The sequence below is a fragment of the Fodinicurvata sediminis DSM 21159 genome, assembly GCF_000420625.1.
In the GTDB taxonomy this organism is placed as follows: Bacteria; Pseudomonadota; Alphaproteobacteria; order Kiloniellales; family DSM-21159; genus Fodinicurvata; species Fodinicurvata sediminis.
On sequence record NZ_ATVH01000013.1, the window covers coordinates 570,494 to 588,974 of the forward strand.

Genomic DNA, 18,481 nt, shown 5'->3' on the forward strand with positions numbered 1-18,481 from the left:
TATCAACACTTAAACCTACCTTCACGCTGAGGTGCGTGACCGGCAGGTCACGCCTCGAAGCGGCTTGGCACCGGTGGGTGGGGCCTGGGAGAAGGCTAACGGCGCCGTCTGGCCCCGTGGCTTCATCCTTCGACGAGGCTCAGGATGAGGCTTCGACGAGGCTCAGGATGAGGCTTCGACGGGGCTCAGGATGAGGCTTCGAGGCTCCGTGCCAAAGCACTCCGCGCCTCTGGATGAGGGGTGTTCTTGTGGCTGCCTCCCCATCCCTCCTCACGCTGAGGTGGCCTCCGCAGGAGGCCCTCGAAGCGCGCCCGCCTCGCCCGTCAGCAGGCGCTCATAGGCGGCCAGGGAGCTTTGCCAGTCGAAGTCGGCGGCGCGGGCCTTCTGCACCTCCGGGTCGGCCGGGGCCTCGACGGCGCGCAGCAGGGCGCGGGCAAGGGCAGGGGCATCGCCCACCGGCGCCAGGTGGCCGTAGCGGCCGTCCTGCAGGATCTCCGCCGTGCCGCCCGGCGCGTCGGTGGCCACCACGCTGCGCCCACAGGCCAGCGCCTCGATCACCACGTTGGGCAGCCCCTCGAAGCGCGAGGACAGGGCGAAGACATCGGCCTTGGCGATCCAGGCCAGCGGGTTCTCCTGATAGCCGACAAAATCGATGGCCTCTTCCAGTTCCAGCTCCTTCAGCAGGTTGACCGCGCGGGTGATCTTCTTGCTGCGGCCGTTGGCGTTGGCCAGGGGGCTGTCGTCGCCCACCACGACCAGGCGCAGGGGGCGTTCCTGCCGCGCGATCGCCAGGGCGCGGAACAGCGTTTCGTAATCCTTCTGGGGCGAGATGCGGCCCACGGCGACGACCACCGGAACCTCCCGCTCCGGCGCCAGCCAGGGATGTTCCACGGAAGCGGCGGCCAAGGCCTCCACGTCGCCGTTCAGCGTCGGGCTGTGGAAGACCTGAATGGCTCGGCGGTCCAGCCCACAGGTCTGGGCCAGGTCGTCCGCCACGGCGTGGGAGACCGCATGAACCCCGGACACCTGGCCCAGGGCGCGCCGCAGGGCCGGCAGGAAGGTGCGCCCGCGCGCCTTGTTCTTGGCCGACAGGCCGCCTGTCAGGTGCGAACGGAAGCTGGCGACGATCTGCGTGTCGCTCCGCGCCATGCGCTTGGCCAGTGTGGTCGAGAAGATGAAGTCCGGCATGGGCGCGAACACGGCGCGCGGCCGCTCCGCGCGCAGATAACGCGCCAGCGCCGGCAGATTGCGCAGCGTCGGAAAGCCGTTCACAGGCAGGACCAGGGGCCGCAGGTTGACCGGCAGGCCGCCCGGATCGGCCGACAGCACGGCGGCCCGGCCGGCCAGTGCGCTGCTCTGTGCCAGGGGCACGATGCGCAGGCCCTCATGCTCAGGCGGCGTCAACTGCCCCTCGTTGTCTGCCACCAAAAGGTCCACTGGCCAGCCGCGCCGCAGCAGGCACTCCGCGATCAACAGCGTCATGCGCTGCACGCCGCCTGGCTTCAGGTTGGCGCAGCACAGCGCAATGGGGCGCCGCTCCGCCCCGATGTCACGAGTTGAGGTCATGGATCGAGATCAATACCACAGGTTTGCGATCCGCAAACTAAGCCGCCCTCGCCCGACGCTCAAGCGCGGAAGTTGGGGAAGAGCCAAAGGCACGGCCTGGCCTTGTGGCGCCATCCTTCGAGGCTCCGCGCTCACGCGCTCCGCACCTCTGGATGAGGTTTGTAAAAAAGTACCCTCACGCTGAGGTGGCCCCGCAGGGGCCCTCGAAGCGCCTTGGCACCGGCGGCTGAACCAGGAAAAAGCTAAGCTCCCCGCGGCTGTCCGCCCCTGCGGCGGGAAAGCGCCTGCACGGCGTCCCAATCTTCCGCGATCAGGGCCTCCTTCTTCGCACGGCTCCAGCCCTTCAGGCGGCGCTCGATCTCGATGGCCTGGTCGATACGCTGGAAGGACTGCGACCAGACCAGCGTCACCGGCCGGCGCCGTGCCGTATAGCCGCCGTAGCTGCCCGCATTGTGCTCCGCCACCCGCCGTTCCAGCCCACAGCGCGCGCTGCCCACGTAGTAACTGCCGTCCGCACAGCGCAGCATATAGACGTAAACGTAATCCATGAGGACAATTATAGGGTGGTTTCACTCGGCGATGAAGCGGAAAACGCCAGCGGGGTCGCCTAGCCTAACGGATTCACCCTTCGACGGGGCTCAGGATGAGGCTTCGAGGCTCACTGCGTTCGCACCTCTGGATGAGGGGTGTTCTTGTGGCCGCCTCCCTGCCCCCCTCACGCTGAGGTGGCGTCCGCAGGACGCCCTCGAAGCGGCTCGGCACAGGTGGTGGGGCCTGGGAAAACGGGAACGGCACCGCTTGGCCCCGTGGCCTGATCCATCGAGGCCCTGCCTGGCGGCAGGGCACCTCTGGATGAGGGGAGAGCGGGCGGCCGCCTCACTAACCCTCCTCACGCTGAGGTGGCCCCGTAGGGGCCCTCGAAGCGGCTCGGCACCGGTGGTGGGGCCTGGGAGAATGCAAACGGCGCCGCCTGGCCTAACGGCTTCATCCTTCGAGGCTCCGCACCTCTGGATGAGGGGTTTGCTGTGTGGCCACCCCCGCTTCCCGCATTGCGTCGCGCGGCGCTTTCCTATACCTAGCGGATCATGAGACAGGTCTTGCGCATCTTTTTCGGGGCCGAGGGGCCCAAGAAGTGGATGGTTCTGGGCTGCCTGTTGCTGGGCAACATCGTCCAGGGCATCGGCATTGCCGGGCTGGTGCCCCTGATCGCCGTGGTCAGCGACAGCGGAAGCGAGGAGCCGTCGGCCGCCGCCACCTATGTGCTGGACGCCGTGCGCTCCATCGGCATCGAGCCGACGCTGGAGATCCTGTTGCTGATCGTGGTGGCGGGGATCAGCGCAAAGTCGCTGATCAACCTGCTGGCCATGCGCTATGTCGGCTATGTGGTGGCGGACATCAGCACCAGCCTGCGCCGCGAGCTGTTGGCCAACCTGCTGAACGCCAACTGGTCCTTTCTGTCGCAGCAGTCGCTGGGCAAGGTGGCCCAGACCATCAACCAGATGGCCATGCGCGCGGGCCAGGCTTTCAAGCTGTCGGCCGACTTCCTGTCGAACCTGTTGCAGACGGCGGTCTATATCGTCGTCGGCTTCTTCGTCTCGTGGAAGCTGGCAGTGCTGTCCCTGGTGATCGGCGCCATCATCACCCTGTCGCTCAACCGCTTCATCAAGCAGGCGCGCAATGCCGGCCGCGACGATGCCGGCCAGACCAACCAGCTGGGCGCCATCCTGGCCGACGCCCTGTTGGGCATCAAGTCGCTGAAGGCCATGGAGCGGCAGAAGGAATATGCCGACCTGATCAACGCATCGATATCCAAGATGCGCAAGACCATGCGCCGCAAGGTCATCACCAAGGAAAAGCTGGCCAACGCACAGGAGCCTCTGTTGGTGGTCTGCCTGGCCGGCGGCTTCTACATCCTGATCGAGATCGTGCAGATGCCCATCGCCCAACTGATCGTCATGGGCGTGATCCTGCAGCGTACAGTGAAGACCATCAACAAGCTGCAGACCCAACTGCAGCAGGTGGCGATCATGGAGGGATCGTACGAGGCCCTGCATTCCATGATGAACGAATCCGCCGCCCAGGCCGAAGAACGCGGCGGCCGGGTCCGGCCGACACTGGACCGCGGCATCGCCTTCCGCAAGGTGTCGTTCCACTACACCGACCAGGACGGCCCGGTCCTGAACGAGTTGTCCCTGGACTTCCCGGCGCGCCAGCTCTCCGTCCTGACCGGTCCCTCCGGCGCTGGTAAAACCACGGTGACCGACATATTGCTGGGCTTCTACTATCCCATGGAGGGCCAGGTCCTGATCGACGGCACTCCGCTGCAGGACCTGGACCTGATCGCCTGGCGCCAGATGATCGGCTATGTGCCCCAGGAACTGGGCCTGTTCACGGAAACCATCCTGGCCAACATTACCCTGATGGACCCCAAGCTGACCGAGGAGATGGCGGTGGATGCCCTGAAGGCCGCGGGTGCCTGGGACTTCGTCAGCCAACTGCCCGACGGCATCCACACCATGGTGGGCGAACGCGGCAGCCGCTTTTCCGGTGGCCAGCGCCAGCGCATCTCCATTGCCCGCGCCCTGGTGCACAAACCCCGCCTGCTGATCCTGGACGAGGTGACCAGCGCCCTGGACGCCACCACCGAGCAGGAAATCTGCCAGACCATGAAGGCTCTGAGCCAGGAGGTCACCATCATCGCCATTTCCCACCGACCAAGCTGGATCGAGGTGGCCGATGTGGTGCACAGGTTGGAAGGCGGCCGCCTTGCCAACAAGCCCGACGAGGGCCCACGGGCCGTGAACGTCTCGTAAACTTGAGCCAAGTTGTTTCGGGCAGCCGCCGAATCACGAAAATTACTTGTCGGTTAAGTGCCACGCCGTCTTCATGAAATGGTCACAGGCTTGGATTGACTGAGATCAAGAAAAAAATCACAATATAGTGGTCAGTTCAGCAGGCCATACCGAATGGTTTTTCGGACTGTAATTTAAATAAATTCCTCACTTTCTATTCATTTCCGCATTTAAAGGCCCATAAATTGAGAAAAAGGAAAGTTGCACTTCTACTCCATCAACTGCGGTACGGCGGTGCGGAACGGGCGTTGACCTATCTGGCCAAAGGCTTTGCGGAACAAGGCATAGAGGTGGATTTCCTGATCCGAAACCAGGAACATACGGCCTATCTGGACAACCTCCCTGAGGAAGTGAGGCTTTTGCGAGTCGGCAAGAAGTCGGTGCTCAAGACAAGGGTGCAGATCGCGCGCAGCCTGCCCCAGGCCGTTTCCAGGACCCCACGCCTGTTTTACGGGAAGGATCTGCTCCCCATCAATCTGCGCATGATCCCGGGTATCGTGACGTACCTGAAAGCGGAGCAGCCGGATGGCCTGCTGACCACGATTCCCCGCAACAACATTTCCGCCATCTGGGCGCAGAAGATCGCCAGGGTGCCAACCCGGGTGGTGATTCGGGAGGCGAACACCTTTTCCGCAGCCTCGGCGACGGCGGGGCATTACTTCGAGCGGAACATGCACCACCTCGCCGCCCGCTGGTATCCGGAAGCCGCCGGGATCGTCTCGGTCTGCGACGGGGTCGGCGACGACCTTGCGGATTTCCTGAAGCTGGAAAGGTCACAGATTCGCACGATATACAACCCCTTGGACCTGCAGCGAATCGAGAGGCTGTCCGCCGAATCTTCGCGGCACCCCTGGCTGCAGGACAAGACCCACCCCGTTCTGGTCACCGTCGGACGCCTGCATCCCCAGAAGGACCACGAGACCCTGCTGAAAGCATTGGCGCGGATGAACGACCAGCGCCCCGTGCGCCTGATCATTGTCGGGGAGGGAGATAGGGACAAGTTGTTGCACCAGGCCAGGCAACTGGGGGTCCAGGACCGGATCAGCCTGGCCGGCAATACCGCCAATCCCTATGCTTATATCGCCCGTGCCGACGCCTTCGTGCTGTCCTCCGCCTGGGAGGGTTTTCCCAATGTGTTGCTGGAGGCCCTGGCCTGTCGCACCCCGATTGTCAGCACGGACTGCCCCAGCGGCGGCCCCTCGGAACTGTTGCACAGGGGACGATACGGCCGGATGGTTCCCGTCGGAAATCCGGAGTGCATGGCCGAGGCCATCGAAGGCGCTTTGCAGGCCCCGGGAGATCTGGAGGCCGGCTATCGCTACGTTGAAAGCTTCACGATGGAAAGGTCTGCCGGCAGCTACCTCTCCCTGCTGTTGGGGGAGAGAGCGGATGCGCTCTAGCGCAGCGTCCGTTTGATTTTTTTCAACAGGCCCTTCTTTTGCGGTTTCTTTCTGGGAAGGCGCAGCCAGGAGGGGGGACTCGTTTCACTTGGCAAAACAACCTCTCCCTCGACAAGAACCAGATTCCTGTAGACCTCGGTAATCTCCCGCCAATTCATCTCGACAGGCCTGTCGATCGCCTTTTCGGCGAACAGCGTTCCCCGGACAACCTCGCGTGTTCGGATCCAGCCCTGGGCCTCGAAATAATCCGCCAGCATCCACGACAGCTTTTTCTTCAGGTCCAGAGAGCAATGACCGGGTTGCTGCTCCGGCTTCACGCGGACACGGTCTTCATAGTCGTCGATGACGATGGGGGCGCCGGGCGCAACCCTGTTGAAGAACAGGTCGAAATCCCTGTCGATCCGGCCGTCGGCATCAAGCATCAAGAAGCCGATTTGTCTATCGTCGGGAAGCCTTGTATGGGTTTCCCGAACGTCGCCGATTACGAGTTCGACTATCTCAGAGACGCCAAAATGCGAAAGGTTCCCTCTTATTATTCTGAGATTATCTTTCAATCCGCCATAGGCATCCCTGGACCCACCGACAATCTTGTCAAAAGAATAAACTTTCGAGCTACTACCCGACTCTTTTGCTCCTAACGCGATGCTAACAGTTCCAGCACCATGTGCTGTACCAACTTCAACAACACTTCCTAGATTTACCATTTTTGCTGCGCAGTATATCCTCCTATACACGTCGGGGTGAAGCATTCCATTGCAGGCAATCTTAATGTTGTGAAAATCTTTGTACATATCGGTCATATTTAATATTTATCTTAAGCTGAAACCATCAGGTATAGTTTTATATTTAAGAGATAGATTAAGCAAGAATATTTATGATAATATAAATTACATCCCTTATATTATTAAAAAATTAATACAAGCCTTTCATTGTTTAATTATTTAAAATTATATATAATATTGTGGTATTATACCTAAGTATAAAGCAGATCGATCGACAAGAAGGGCAGGTCCCGCGAGGTAGTTATTATTAGGCTGCAGACTCATAAGACTTCAACCAGATGCGTAGTGACGCGAGCTTGAGTGCGGCCATGTAGTTCTCCGGTTTGCGGTCATAGCGTGTGGCGATGCCACGGAACTGCTTGATCTTCCCAAAGAAGCGCTCGACCTGGTTGCGATAGCGGTAGAGGAAGCCAGAGAAGGCAAAGGCTTCTTTCCTGTTCTTGCGGGCCGGAATGTTGGCCCAGGCGCCCTGTTCTTCCACAAGCTGTCGGATCTCCATGCTGTCATAGGCCTTGTCGGCCAGCAGGATGTCATAGGCGCTCACACTTTGTAGGAGGCTTGCTGCGGCCTTGCCGTCGTGGGCCTGTACTGCGGTCAGCTTCAGATCAACGGGCCTGCCTTCGGCATCCACAAGGGCATTGATCTTGGTGGTCAGACCGCCACGGGAACGTCCCATGCAGCCATCGTCGTGATCCCCCTGTTTGTCGCCGCAGCCTACTGGTGAACCTGTACGCAAGAAGAGTCGATCATGATGATGTCGCCGTCGTAAGCCCGGGCAATCTCCCGCAGCAGCCGATCCCAGACCCCGGCTTGCCGCCAGCGTGCAAAGCGATTGTAGAAGGTGCTCGGGGGACCATAGCGCTCGGGGATATCGGCCCAGGGACTGCCGGTGCGAAAGCGCCAGAGAATGCCGTTGATCAGCCGCCGGTCGTCCACGCGTGGCACGCCGCGGGATTTGTTGGGCAACAAAGGCTGTATCACAGACCATTCGTAATCCGTTAGTTCGTAACGCCGCCGGCTCATCTGTCCTCCGTTGCTTGCTCCACAGAGGACAAAGGGGAATCATAAATCACCCAAATTGGGAATCCCGTTTATGAGTATGCAGCCTAGACAAATGAGCGCGTGATCATTGCGAACTGGGCGGCTGAAGGTCAATAGCATAGTGTAGTCACGCTCGGATCTCCACGATCAAATATCCGCCACCGTCGCAGCTAACTGGAACCGGCAAGGAGCATCACCGCTGCGCACAGCCGAAGGCTCCGCGGAGATTACCCTTGCCCTGTCTGTGCACAAGCGTAATTATCTACCAATGATTCCAGTCGCACCTAGATGAAGCTTTGAGGGTACGTCAGACAGTTGCCATTTAATCACTCTACCTGTTAGGCGATACGTTTTATGGTTATTAAATGAACAACAAAAACATGAAAGAGATAGATATTTGTATTGTGTCGGGAAGCAGGCCTGATCTATTGAACAAGACACTTCTATCCTTTAATGAAAATCTACTTAAGTATTTTAGAATAAATAAAGTTTTTGTAAATATAGATACTATATTTGGAGATGAGAATGATAGAAATATTTGTATAAAAATTATTGATTCTTATTTTGAAGAAAGCACAATAAATAAGACAAAAAATCCAAGCTTTGGGGCATCTGTTAAATGGTTATGGTCTAATGTTAGTAATAATCCATTTTTACATTTAGAAGATGATTGGCTATGCCTGCAAAAAATTAATCCACAATTTATCATTAACTCATTAAATAAAAAAACGAAATCAGTTTCTCTTTTAAGTTATAATCATGGAAAAAAAGGTGATAATGAATTTTCTTCTATATATAAAAAATATAAATTGTTTGGTTTTATAAGTAGAGAGAAAATTATCCCACATTTTAATATGAGTCCAAGTTTTTTTGATGGAGAGTTTGGAAAAAATTGCTCTGATTTAATGGATCCAGAACTAGATCCAGAAAAACAATTTAGAGAAGGAGTTAACGAAGAATTATTTAAATACGCGAAAAAATATAAATGCAAGTTTCTTAAGTCAGATACAGGAGAACCCATAGTAAAAGATATAGGAAGGGAATGGCAAAAAAATAATTCAATAAATAAATTTGTTAGTAATGGTAAATCGTATTGGGAGATATAGAATTATATATTTCAAATGCTATAATTATTTTATTTATTATTTTAATTTTATTAAACAGAAAATATTTTCTGATATGAAAATGTCTGTATTTTACATTATAATATTTAAAGGCCTTTCACGAAAAAGTTAATTTTGGGTAGAATAATTGGTATGAAAGCAATAATCCTAGCTGGCGGTTATGGGACACGGATCAGCGAAGAATCCCATTCTCGCCCTAAGCCGATGGTTGAGGTCGGGGGCAGGCCCCTTCTCTGGCACATCATGAAGCTCTATTCCCATTTCGGTGTTCAGGATTTCATTATCTGCTGTGGGTACAAGGGTTATGTAATCAAGGAGTATTTTTCGAACTACTTCATGCATATGTCGGATGTGACCTTTGACATGGGCAGCAATCGTGTCACCTATCACCAGAACCGCGCGGAGCCTTGGCGGGTGACCTTGATTGATACGGGTGAGGGTACGATGACAGGCGGTCGTTTGAAGCGCGTTGCAGGTCACCTGGAGCCAGGCGAACCCTTTTTCTTCACCTATGGCGATGGTCTTGCGGACATAAATATTTCAGCCCAACTCGCATTTCATCGTGAACATGGCAGACAGGCAACGGTTGCTGCTGTGAAGCCACCAGGTCGTTATGGTGCGCTGGAAGCGAATGATGCGGGGCATGTTGAACGTTTCGTTGAAAAGCCAAGGGGTGACGGCGGGCGCATCAATGGAGGCTTTTTTATCCTCGAGCCCGGAACGGTGGAGTTGATTGATGGAGACGCTACCTCTTGGGAAGAGAAGCCCTTGAGGGTGTTGGCAGAGCGCGGTGAACTCCGGGCGTTTAACCACGATGGCTTCTGGCAACCCATGGATACCTTGCGCGAAAAGACCCAGCTCGAGGATCTTTGGGCAACAGGCAAGGCGCCTTGGGCACTCTGGACATGAACAGACCGTCATCTGCCTTCTGGAAGGACAAGAAAGTCCTTATAACCGGGCATACCGGCTTCAAGGGAACCTGGCTTGCGCTTTGGCTTAACAAACTTGGAGCAGAGGTGGCCGGCTTAGCTTTACCTCCAGCAACCACTCCCAATTTGTACCAGCTCACCGGTCTGGAAGAGGATATTCAAAGCCACATTGCAGATATCAGGAACCCGGAAGAAATATCCAACAGTTTGCGAGACAGCCAGCCTGAAATCCTGTTTCATCTCGCTGCGCAATCACTCGTTCGTCCTGGTTACAAGAACCCGGTCGACACCTTTGCCAGCAACGTTATGGGATCGGTCCATGTTCTGGACGCTGCACGGGACAGAAGTTCACTGAAAGTGATCGTGATGGTAACGACCGACAAGGTCTACCATAACAGGGAGTGGCTTCATGCCTATCGTGAAAGCGACAGGCTGGGGGGGCGTGACCCCTATAGCGCCAGCAAGGCTGCAAGCGAAATCGTGATTTCCAGTTACCGGGACTCCTTCCTGCAGGAGCACGAAATTGCCGTGGCGTCGGCCAGGTCCGGCAATGTGATCGGGGGCGGCGACTGGTCAGTTGACAGGCTGATACCCGATGCCGTTCGTGCCTGGCAGAAGGGAGAAGCTGTAAGATTGCGAAATCCTGATGCCACACGCCCCTGGCAGCATGTTCTCGAACCTCTCAATGGCTACTTGCAGCTTGCGGAAAGATTATGGGATCGACCTGATCTTGCGGGAGCCTACAATTTCGGTCCAAACCTGACGGAAACGGCAACGGTTCGATCTGTCCTGGAGAACGCACGACAAGCTTACGGTGCTGGCGAAACGGTGTTCGAGACACCTCCGAATGACGCACTGCATGAAGCAGGCCGCCTTGCCTTGGAAAGCTCCAAGGCCCAGGCATTGCTTGGGCTCATGCCGGTCTGGAGGCTAGAAGAAGCACTGGAGCGAACAATGTCCTGGTATCGGGCTCAGTATCATGGATCTGATGCCCGGTCGTTGTGCGAAGCGGATATCACTCAGTTTGAGGGCTGCACATGAACCGCTTCGAGATCGAGGCATTGCCCCTGGCAGGACTGGCCTGCGTTGTGCGCCAGACGCGCGGTGATGCCAGGGGATACTTTTCACGCCTGTTCTGTTCTGAGGATCTGTTCGAGGCAGGGTGGGAAACCGGCCTTGCTCAGGTCAACCATAGTTATACTCAAAACTCGGGGACGGTCCGCGGTTTCCATTTCCAGAACCCTCCCTTTGCGGAGATGAAGCTGGTTCATTGCCTCCAGGGCGAGGTCTGGGACGTGGCGGTCGATATACGTCACGACTCACCGACATTCCTGCAATGGCATGGGGAGAGGCTTTCCTCGGCCAATGGCAGGGGGATGTTGATTCCCGAAGGTTTCGCGCACGGGTTTCAGGCCCTGAGTGATGATGTGGAATTGCTCTACTTTCACTCAGTGGCGCATGCGCCTGCTGTGGAAGAAGGGCTGAATCCCTTGGATCCGAAGCTGGGCATTTCCTGGCCCTTGCCGATAAGCGTGCTTTCCAAGCGTGATCGTGGCCACCCGTATGTGCAGGACAACTTCAAAGGGATCTGACAGTGAGATGCCGTCATTGCGATACGGAGCTTGAGCTGAGCTTTCTGGATCTGGGAAGTTCCCCGCCTTCCAATTCCTACCTGGATGGTCAGGCCCTGCATGCACCTGAAACCTGGTTTCCCTTGCGTGTTTTGGTCTGCGAAGCCTGCTGGCTGGTACAAACCGAAGATCATGCAGGACGGGAAACATTCTTTTCGGATTCTTATGCCTATTTCAGTTCCTACTCCACTTCCTGGTTAACGCATGCACGGACTTATGTGTATGACATGAAAGCGCGCTTTGGCCTTGGGCCAGACTCCTGTGTCGTCGAGATTGCTGCCAATGACGGCTATCTGCTGCAGTATGTCCAAGAGGCGGGGATACCCTGCTATGGCATAGAGCCGACCCACAGCACAGCCGAAGCTGCCAGGGAGAAAAAGATCGATATAATCGAGGATTTCTTCGGCAGGCAGCTTGCAGGCCAGCTCGCTGCGCAAGATCGGCGGGCAGATCTGATTGCTGCTAAGAATGTTCTGGCTCACGTGCCTGACATCAATGACTTTGTCGGCGGATTTGCTCGACTGCTCAAACCCACAGGCGTGGCCACCTTCGAGTTTCCGCACCTCTTGAACCTTGTGGCGTACAGTCAGTTCGACACCGTCTACCACGAGCACTATTCCTATCTTTCGCTGACAGCGGTTGAGCGGGTTTTTCGTGCGAATGGTCTGTCGATCTTTGATGTAGAGGAGTGGCCGACTCATGGGGGCAGCCTGCGTGTCTTTGCGCAACGCTCGGACTGTGGGGAGCAGGCAACTCACCGGAACGTTGAGAGCGTGATTGCTCGCGAGGAGAAAGCCGGTATCAGGCAGAGAAACTTTTACGAAAGCTTTCAGCACAAGGCAGAGTGGATCAAGAATGATCTGTTGGGCTTTCTCCTGGATGTTCGGAAACAGGGAAAACGTATCGCAGCCTACGGGGCGGCAGCGAAGGGTAATACCTTGCTGAATTATGCCGGTATCAGACCGGACCTCCTGCCGTTTGTGATCGATCGGAATCCTTACAAGCAGGGTCGATACATGCCCGGCAGTCGCATTCCTATTGTTGGAGAAAAACTGCTCCAGGAGGAGAAACCCGACTATCTGTTGCTGCTTCCTTGGAACTTGCAGTCGGAGTTGATGGAGCAACTCAGCTACATATCAGGTTGGGACGGTCGTTTTGTTGTTGCCGTACCTGAGTTGAAGGTCCTGCAGGCAGGATAAAATGCGGGTATTGGTAACCGGAGCGACAGGCTTTATTGGCCGTGCAGTACTAGAAATCCTGGAAACCCATGATGTGGAAACAATCTGCGTCGGACGAACAAGGCCGGTTTCTGACTGTGAATTTCACGCGATGGATTTGCTTGAGTGCCGTGAATTCAAGAGCACATTTCGGGAATTGCGTCCCACCCACTTATTGCATCTGGCGTGGTATACCAAGCATGGGCAATTCTGGGCATCACCTGACAACCTTCGTTGGGTGGACGCCACCATCCGAATGACCGAAGCTTTTTGTGAAGCAGGAGGCCAGCACATAGTGGCTGCCGGGACCTGTGCTGAATATGACCTTTCATATGGATACTGTCGTGAGGATTTGACGCCGCCATCTCCTGAGAGTCTTTATGGAACTGCAAAAGATGCCACCCGGCGTCTTGTGAGCAAGACTTGTGCAGATAAAGGTGTCAGTTGTGCGTGGGGGAGGGTTTTCTTTCCTTATGGAGAGGGGGAGCCGTCAACAAAATTGATACCCCAGGTGGTTAGGGTCTTGTCAGGACGCAGCGATGCACTTGAAGTGAATGGTCACCATTTTCGGGATTTCCTGCATATCGATGATGTTGCCCGCGGTTTTTGGGCGTTGCTGCAACAAGAAGCGACTGGTGTTTATAATGTCAGTTCAGGAGAACCGGTTTCGATTGCGGCAGTGGTGAAGGAATTGGGCAGGTTGATGCAATCTGATGCCCATAGAGTGCAGATGAGGAAACAGGGAGAGGATTGCGGTCCTCATCTGATATGTGGTGATAACCGTAAACTCCGGGAACTCGGCTGGCGGCCGACACTGCCCCTGCAGTCTGGCCTCCAGAAAACACTTGCCGACTTGAATTTGCACTAAACGTATGAACGTTGTGAGATAATAACATGAAGCTGACGCTGGATACGGATGCGCAAACGCTGACCCTTGAGGAAGAGGGCAGGTCAAAGGAGATGCCGCTTTACTCCAAGGCGGCCTTTGAAGCCCTGTCAAAACAGTGGCTACGTGTCGGCTGGGATCAAAAATACCCTTATACCTTCAGCTGGTTTGGCCGACCAGTCATCCAGTTGCCGGAAGACATGGTGCGGATGCAGGAGGTGATCCATAGCGTTCAGCCCGATGTCATAATTGAAACCGGTGTGGCACACGGGGGATCCCTGATTTTCTATGCAAGCCTTTGCAAGGCAATGGGCAAGGGACGGATCATCGGTATCGATATCGAGATCCGGTCACATAATAGGCAGGCCATCGAAGAGCACTTCCTGAGTGATTATATTACCTTGATTGAGGGCAGTTCCACTGCTGCGGATGTACTGGCTGAAACAAAGGAGTATATCGGCAAAAATGACATTGTTCTGGTTATTCTCGACTCCAACCACTCCTATCAGCACGTACGAGAAGAGTTGCGACTATATGCGCCATTGGTCACAGATGGCTCTTACATAGTAGCAACGGATGGAAGCATGCGGGACCTTACCGACGTGCCGCGAGGCAAAGCGGAATGGGCAGACGATAACCCGGCGCAAGCGGCTGAGGATTTCGTCAAGGAGAACGACAACTTTATTATCGAGCAACCGTACTGGCCTTTCAATGAGAGTAATCTCGATCAGAATATCACGCATTGGCCGAACGCTTGGATTAAGAAGGCGGGCAATAAATAAATGTCATTAAGCGTAATAATACCAACAAAAAATAGAGCAGAGACTCTTTTTTATACAATACAAACAGTTATAAATCAAGATGACAGCATTATAAAACAGATAATTGTCAGTGATAATTTAAGCACAGATAATACTCGTGAAGTTATTAATAGTTTTAATGATTATCGAATTAAATACATTAGGCCACCGCAAAGATTAGGTATGTCCGAACATTGGGAGTTCGCCTTAAGTCATATTAATACGGAATGGGTATGTATTATTGGTGATGATGATGGCTTAACTCCGTTTTTTACAAATCTACTTCATAGAATATTGAAAAAATCACCATGCAAGGCTATAAGTACCAAACAATGCTCATATAAATGGCCTGACCAGAAATATGGGCATGGATTCATTAAATACAATAACATTAATGAAATAAGAAGTACTAAAAAATACATATCTTCACTTATAAAAGGAAAAATATCTCATAAAGAGTTACCTTGGATTTATACAGGTGGAATTGTCCATAAAGATATAATAAATACTATAAAAAATAAAACTGGAGATTTTTTTCTATCCATAATACCTGATATATATTCAGTATTTGCAATAAGCTCTGTTTTGGATAAATACTATTATACTGATTATCCTTTATTTATAGGAGGAACATCAAAATACAGCACTGGGCAGTCGCAAATGAAGCCAAAAAATAATACTATATTTCAAGAATTTTTAAAAGAAAATAATAAATTATTTCTACCTTTTTTAGGTAATGGAAACATACAATCATTGCCCATGTTATATTATGAATCCTACTTGCAGTCATCTCTTCTTAGGGACTGGGGATTGAAAGTAAATATTGAAGATATAATTGTATTAACTCTGTGCAGGGCAAAAAAAGAAAACTTCTATTATGTAAATTCTTATTGTAAAAAATTATCTACAATAAATGGATTAAACTATAATAATATTTTAATTAAATACAAATTAAAGAGCTTCACAGAAAACTATATCACTAACAAAAGAAAAGAAAAAAGTAACATATTTATAAAAAAATACTCAAAAAATATAATGGAATTTTATAATTCTATATCTAATGAAAGATTTTTTTGAATTGGGCGTACATACATGAATATGTATATGCAAAAAATAGAAAACCTTATTTTGTCAGAATCTAAAGAAGTAAAGATAGGAAAATACCCTATTCCTGATATATTTTATATAGGAATAGGTAAAACTGGAAGTTCGAGTATAAAAAAAGGATTCCCTAACAATACAGTAGCACATTGGCATGATGAAGAGTATTTTGATTTTATATATAATGTAGATATACTTAAAAAATACAATTTATCACTATTTGATATAGTGGATTATTTTTCTATTAAATACAATAAAACTTCAATTATAATTGAATGTGTAAGAGACCCTATTGAAATTACTATATCAAGTGTATTCCATAAAATACGGAATGGCAATATAGAATATAAAAATAAAAACCAGATAATTAATTATATTAATAACTGTAATTTTGATTTAAGCCCTAAATTTACTGAATGGAAGAAATATAATATTGATGTTTTAAGTGAATTCGATAAAGAAAAAGGATTTTTCTTAAAGAAATCAGGTAACAAAATATTTATTCTACTAAAACTAGAATTTGCACATGAATGGGAGGTTATATTTAAAAGATTAGGTTATCATTATGTTTATAATCACTCTAATAATTTTAAAAATTATAAAAACTACGAATTTTTGTAACCGTCCGCTCAGGACCGCCTTCAAATTTTGGACAGCATCAGGTTAATTTCCGTCGTTATGTACGTCGTTACTGACGTCAACAAGGACGGAGGCAGTGGATGCGCCAGGAGATACTGACGGGTGTTGAGCGTCGGCGACGCTGGTCGCTGGAGCAAAAGCAGGAGATCCTGGCGGCGGTTGGCGTTGACGGGGCGACTGTTGCCGATGTGGCGCGGCGCTACGACATCACGCGCCAGCACATCTACCAGTGGCGCCGCGAGCTACGCCAGAAGGGCCTGCTGGCAGACAGCCGTCCGCAGTTCCTGGCGGTGGATCTGGCCCCGGAGGATCCGGGTGCGGATGCGGGCGGGGCCGGCCTTGTCGAGATCGGACTTTGCAATGGCCGTCGCCTGCGCTTGGCCGGCGATGCCCCGGAGGCGGTGGTGCGGCGCATGATCCGCCTGACGGAGGCGGCATGATCGGCCCGGGCAATGGTGTGCGCGTCTACCTGGCCTGCGGGGTGACCGACATGCGCAAGGGAATAACCGGTCTTGCTGCGGCAGCGGATCAGGTATTGCGTCAGGACCCCTGCAGCCGTGCGGTCTTTGCCTTTCGCGGCCGGCGCGGGGACCGCATCAAGCTGCTGCACTGGGACGGCCAGGGGTTCTGCCTCTACTACAAGGTTCTGGAGCGCGGACGCTTTCCCTGGCCCTCGCCGGCCGATGGCGTGGCGCGCCTGACCTCGGCGCAGCTGGCGATGCTGTGGGAGGGCATTGACTGGCGCCGTCCGGCCTGGACGGCGGCACCCCTGCGGGCGGGCTGATATTTTATCAGAATCAAGGGGATAGTGCTGTTCCTGGGGAGTCGGCTGGGGTAAACTTCTGCCCATGATACCGACGCTGGACAGCCTGCCGGACGACCCGGCCACCCTGAAGGCGATGATCCTCGCCCAGCACGAGGAGGTGACCCGCATGTCGGCCTCGGTGCGGGCCTATGAAAGCCTGGTGGAGGCACTCAAGGCGCGCATTCTGCGCCTGCGCAAGCAGAAGTTCGGCAGCTCCTCGGAACGCATCACGCGCGAGATCGCCCAGCTGGAGCTGGCCCTGGAGGACCTGCAGGTCGCCCACGCCCGCGAGTACGGCGGACAGGCGGAGGGCGATCCGGCCCCGACCCCCGAGAGCGAAAGTACGGACAAGCCACAGGGCCGCCGGCGCGGCCGCCCCCGGGTGGATCCGCAGACACCCCGCACGCGGGAGACCCTGGATCCCGGAGAAGAATGCCCCGACTGCGGCGGACCGCTGCGCCTGTTGGGCGAAGATGTTTCGGAACTCCTGGAGCTGGTGACAGCCCAGCTGAAGGTCATTGAGATCGCGCGGCTCAAGAAGTCCTGCCGCTGCTGCGAGAAGGTGGTCCAGCCCGAGGCACCGAGCCGGCCCATTCCGCGCAGCATGGCGGGCCCGGGCCTGCTGGCCCACATCCTGGTCTCCAAGTTCGACGATCATCTGCCGCTCTATCGCCAGACCGAGATCCTGGCCCGCCAGGGCGCGGAGATCCCGCGCTCGACCCTGGTCGACTGGTGCGGCCAGTCCATGGCCGTGGTCGCCCCACTGGTCGCGCGTATCAAGGACCATGTCCTGGCGGGCGATCGCCTGCATGGCGATGACACCCCGATCAAGGTCCTGGATCCGCGCCGCCCCAAGGCGGCGGCCAGCGCCAAGGCCGTCAAGGAGGGGCGGATCTGGACCTATGTGCGCGATGACCGCGCCTGGGGCTGTACCGACCCGCCGGCGGTGGCCTACTGGTTCTCGCCGGACCGCAAGGGGGTGCATCCCCAGGAGCATCTCAAGGACTTCCGCGGCATTCTGCAGGCCGATGCCTATGCCGGGTTCCGCAAGCTTTATGAACCCGACGCCGAGGGCAAGGTGCGCGTGCGCGAGGCGGCCTGCTGGGCGCATCTGCGCCGGGACTTCCACGACGTCTGGAAGGCCACCGGCTCCAAGTTGGCGGAAGAGGCCTTGAACCGTATCGGGGCCCTCTACGATCTCGAGCGGGCGATATCCGGTCAGGCACCGGAGATGCGTTATCGCCAGCGCCAGGCGCACAGCCGGCCACGTGTCGAGGCCTTCCGCACATGGTGCGAGGCGCAGCTGGCACGTATCTCGGGCAAGAGCGGTCTGGCCAAGGCCATGCGCTATGCCCTGAACCGCTGGCCGGCGTTCACGCTGTTCCTGGAAGACGGGCGTGTTGCCATCGACAACAACGTCGCTGAACGGGCCATGCGGCCCATCGCCATCGGCCGCAAGAACTATCTCTTTGCCGGTTCGGACGCCGGTGGCGAGACCCTGGCCGATGCCATGACGCTGATCGAGGCCGCCAAGCTGTCCGGCCACGACCCGCAGGCCTATCTGGCCAATGTCCTGGCCCGCATCAACGACCATCCGATCAACCGGATCGATGACCTCCTGCCCTGGAACTGGACGAACCCGGCCCTGGCCAAGGCAGCCTGATCAATCAGCAGGATTGCAAGGCGGTACAGAGCGGACGGTTACGAA

Annotated in this window: 18 protein-coding genes; 14 read left to right on the forward strand and 4 right to left on the reverse strand. The window is 54.4% G+C overall.

From position 1 onward, the window contains the following. Positions 1 to 270: 270 nt before the first annotated feature. Positions 271 to 1,566, reverse strand: a complete 1,296-nt coding sequence (locus G502_RS0107725) for a glycosyltransferase (RefSeq protein ID WP_022728092.1) — start codon at positions 1,564 to 1,566, stop codon at positions 271 to 273. 242 nt (positions 1,567 to 1,808) lie between these two features. Next, complete coding sequence (locus G502_RS0107730; protein ID WP_022728093.1) at positions 1,809 to 2,114, reverse strand: GIY-YIG nuclease family protein; 306 nt, start codon at positions 2,112 to 2,114, stop codon at positions 1,809 to 1,811. 537 nt (positions 2,115 to 2,651) lie between these two features. Between G502_RS0107730 and G502_RS19240 the strand changes: the two genes are divergently transcribed. Continuing rightward, positions 2,652 to 4,379 carry an ABC transporter ATP-binding protein gene (locus G502_RS19240; RefSeq protein ID WP_081649715.1) on the forward strand — a complete coding sequence of 576 codons (1,728 nt, stop codon included), beginning with the start codon at positions 2,652 to 2,654 and terminating at the stop codon, positions 4,377 to 4,379. A gap of 224 nt (positions 4,380 to 4,603) precedes the next feature. Further along, positions 4,604 to 5,818, forward strand: a complete 1,215-nt coding sequence (locus tag G502_RS19245; protein WP_022728095.1) for a glycosyltransferase — start codon at positions 4,604 to 4,606, stop codon at positions 5,816 to 5,818. On the opposite strand, the gene G502_RS21940 is transcribed toward G502_RS19245, so the two are convergent. Together G502_RS21940 and G502_RS21945 are read right to left on the reverse strand one after the other, a co-directional pair. Then, positions 5,815 to 6,618, reverse strand: coding sequence for an O-methyltransferase (locus tag G502_RS21940; protein ID WP_081649716.1), 804 nt, complete (start codon positions 6,616 to 6,618; stop codon positions 5,815 to 5,817). The two genes, G502_RS19245 and G502_RS21940, sit on opposite strands and share 4 nt — an antisense overlap. Positions 6,619 to 6,847: 229 nt before the next feature. Further along, a protein-coding gene (locus tag G502_RS21945; protein WP_437123809.1) for an IS5 family transposase occupies positions 6,848 to 7,623 on the reverse strand; the annotation gives its coding sequence in 2 pieces (ribosomal slippage) (positions 6,848 to 7,317 and positions 7,317 to 7,623; 777 coding nt in all). A gap of 398 nt (positions 7,624 to 8,021) precedes the next feature. Between G502_RS21945 and G502_RS22245 the strand changes: the two genes are divergently transcribed. The 12 genes from G502_RS22245 (at position 8,022) to tnpC (ending at position 18,436) form a co-directional block, all read left to right on the forward strand. After that, on the forward strand, positions 8,022 to 8,747 hold the full coding sequence (locus G502_RS22245) for a hypothetical protein (RefSeq protein ID WP_155957812.1): 726 nt from the start codon (positions 8,022 to 8,024) through the stop codon (positions 8,745 to 8,747). A gap of 150 nt (positions 8,748 to 8,897) precedes the next feature. Beyond that, complete coding sequence (rfbF, locus tag G502_RS0107765; protein WP_022728098.1) at positions 8,898 to 9,674, forward strand: glucose-1-phosphate cytidylyltransferase; 777 nt, start codon at positions 8,898 to 8,900, stop codon at positions 9,672 to 9,674. Further along, entirely contained in the window at positions 9,656 to 10,735 is a 1,080-nt protein-coding gene (gene rfbG, locus G502_RS0107770) for a CDP-glucose 4,6-dehydratase (protein WP_245560728.1), read from the forward strand. Before rfbF ends, rfbG begins: the two co-directional genes overlap by 19 nt. Then, positions 10,732 to 11,286 carry a dTDP-4-dehydrorhamnose 3,5-epimerase family protein gene (locus G502_RS0107775; RefSeq protein ID WP_022728100.1) on the forward strand — a complete coding sequence of 185 codons (555 nt, stop codon included), beginning with the start codon at positions 10,732 to 10,734 and terminating at the stop codon, positions 11,284 to 11,286. The genes rfbG and G502_RS0107775 overlap by 4 nt, the downstream gene beginning before the upstream one ends. 2 nt (positions 11,287 to 11,288) lie before the next feature. Next, positions 11,289 to 12,524: a class I SAM-dependent methyltransferase gene (locus G502_RS0107780; protein ID WP_022728101.1), complete on the forward strand. Its 1,236-nt coding sequence runs from the start codon at positions 11,289 to 11,291 to the stop codon at positions 12,522 to 12,524. 1 nt (position 12,525) lies between these two features. Beyond that, entirely contained in the window at positions 12,526 to 13,410 is an 885-nt protein-coding gene (locus G502_RS21950) for an NAD-dependent epimerase/dehydratase family protein (protein ID WP_081649717.1), read from the forward strand. 26 nt (positions 13,411 to 13,436) lie between these two features. Continuing rightward, positions 13,437 to 14,210 (forward strand): cephalosporin hydroxylase family protein, encoded by a 774-nt coding sequence (locus G502_RS0107785; RefSeq protein ID WP_022728102.1) that lies wholly within the window; start codon positions 13,437 to 13,439, stop codon positions 14,208 to 14,210. Then, a complete protein-coding gene (locus G502_RS21955) occupies positions 14,211 to 15,305 on the forward strand; it encodes a glycosyltransferase family 2 protein (protein ID WP_081649718.1) in 1,095 nt (364 codons plus the stop codon). It abuts the gene before it with no gap. Between the two features lie 15 nt (positions 15,306 to 15,320). Then, positions 15,321 to 15,950 carry a hypothetical protein gene (locus G502_RS22250; RefSeq protein ID WP_155957813.1) on the forward strand — a complete coding sequence of 210 codons (630 nt, stop codon included), beginning with the start codon at positions 15,321 to 15,323 and terminating at the stop codon, positions 15,948 to 15,950. A gap of 98 nt (positions 15,951 to 16,048) precedes the next feature. Beyond that, positions 16,049 to 16,408 carry an IS66-like element accessory protein TnpA gene (gene tnpA, locus G502_RS0107790; protein WP_022727560.1) on the forward strand — a complete coding sequence of 120 codons (360 nt, stop codon included), beginning with the start codon at positions 16,049 to 16,051 and terminating at the stop codon, positions 16,406 to 16,408. Further along, on the forward strand, positions 16,405 to 16,752 hold the full coding sequence (gene tnpB, locus G502_RS0107795) for an IS66 family insertion sequence element accessory protein TnpB (protein ID WP_022727559.1): 348 nt from the start codon (positions 16,405 to 16,407) through the stop codon (positions 16,750 to 16,752). The genes tnpA and tnpB overlap by 4 nt, the downstream gene beginning before the upstream one ends. A gap of 64 nt (positions 16,753 to 16,816) precedes the next feature. Further along, positions 16,817 to 18,436: an IS66 family transposase gene (tnpC, locus tag G502_RS0107800; protein WP_022727558.1), complete on the forward strand. Its 1,620-nt coding sequence runs from the start codon at positions 16,817 to 16,819 to the stop codon at positions 18,434 to 18,436. Positions 18,437 to 18,481 lie beyond the last annotated feature (45 nt).